The 1,554-nt window shown below is 71.1% G+C and carries 1 protein-coding gene; it reads left to right on the forward strand.

The features are described from left to right. A partial coding sequence (locus G6024_RS10810) for a GlnX family signal transduction membrane protein (RefSeq protein WP_159148682.1) occupies positions 1-1,486 on the forward strand: 1,486 nt, incomplete at its 5' end. Between the last annotated feature and the right edge of the window lie 68 nt (positions 1,487-1,554).

Raw genomic sequence — 1,554 nt, forward strand, 5'->3', positions numbered from 1 at the left:
ATCCTCGGCCGACGCCGCTCCCCGGGCCGGCGCCGCACCCGCATCAGGTGCCGCCTCCGGCTCCCGGTCCGGCTCCGCCTCCACGTCGGCCTCCGGCTCCCGGCCCGGCTCCGCCTCCACGCTCACACCAACGCCCGGCTCGGGTGGCGAGTCGTCATCCACCCTCCAACCCCGCAGGCCGGTCCGTCGCCGCGCCGCCCGCTTCTGGAACGACGTGCTCACCACGCCGGGCCGCATGTCGGTCTTCGCGTTGCTCGCGATCATCACGGTGCTCACGGGTGGGATCGTGGCGTCCTCGACGATCACCCAGCGGCAGAGTTATCACGAGACGCTGCTGGCGGAGGTCGAGCCCGTCGCCAACGCCTCGCAGACGTTGTACAGCTCCCTGACGATCGCGGACTCCGCGGCGAACACCGCGTTCATCACCGGCGGTATCGAACCTGCGGAACTGCGCGAACGCTACCTCCAGGCGATCGCGACCTCGTCGTCGTCGATCATCGCCGCCTCCCAGGGCCTCGACCGCACCGACACCGAGTCCATCGAACAGCTCGCCCTCATCAACGCCCAGCTGGCCACCTACACCGGCCTGGTGGAGACGGCGCGCACCAACAACCGCGTGGCCAATCCGGTCGGCTCGGCGTATCTGGCGTCGGCGTCGACGCTGATGCAGGACACGATCCTGCCCGCCGCCGCGGACCTGTACGACCGGCAGTCCACGTCGGTGGGACAGTCGGACAGGGAGTGGTCGTCGCCGCCATGGGGGTCGTTCTTCCTGCTGGGGCTGGCGATCGCGGTGCTGTTGCTGTTGCAACAGTGGCTGTGGCGGCTCACCGGGCGGCGGTTCAACCCGGCGCTCGCCCTGGGCTCGCTGCTCATGGTGGCGACGTTCCTGCTCACGATGATCGCCGGGTTCCTCGCGGCCAACGACAACGCCAAGGGCCTGTCCGAGGGCGCGGCCCCGATGAACGAGCTCACCCGCCAGCGCATCAACGCCCAGAAGGTGCGCGCGCAGGAGACGCTCAACCTGGTGCGGCGCACCGATCCGGAAGGGTCGGCGGCCGAGCGGGCGACCACCCTGGGCAACGTGCGTGACACCCTGACCGTCTACCTCGACGACGAGGACGACGCGGACTCCTCCGGCCGCATCAACCTCGACTCGCAGGGTGCGGTGACGGACGCGATCGAGGCGCTCGACGCCTGGATGGCCGCCCAGAACCGCGCCGACTCCCTGTACCAACAGGGCGACTACCAGGGCGCGATCACCATCTCCTCCGGCCAGAGCGAGGGCGACTCGGGGGCCGCGTTCGAGGAGTTCGACGAGTCCATGCAGGACGCCATCGAGGAGGCCCGCGACACCCTGCGCACGCGCATCGACAACGCCCGCCGCACCTCCTCCAACGGGCCGGACCTCATCATCGCGCTGTCCACCCTGGCCGCGTTCGCGGTGGTCGTGGGGATCGCGCCGAGGATCAGGGAGTACCTGTGACGGCGGGGGTGCGGACCGGGTCGGGCGCGCGGGGACACGGCGCGCGGCGCCGGGCGAGGCGGGTCGCG

This window comes from Dietzia maris, from assembly GCF_014144855.1.
GTDB lineage: Bacteria > Actinomycetota > Actinomycetes > Mycobacteriales > Mycobacteriaceae > Dietzia > Dietzia kunjamensis.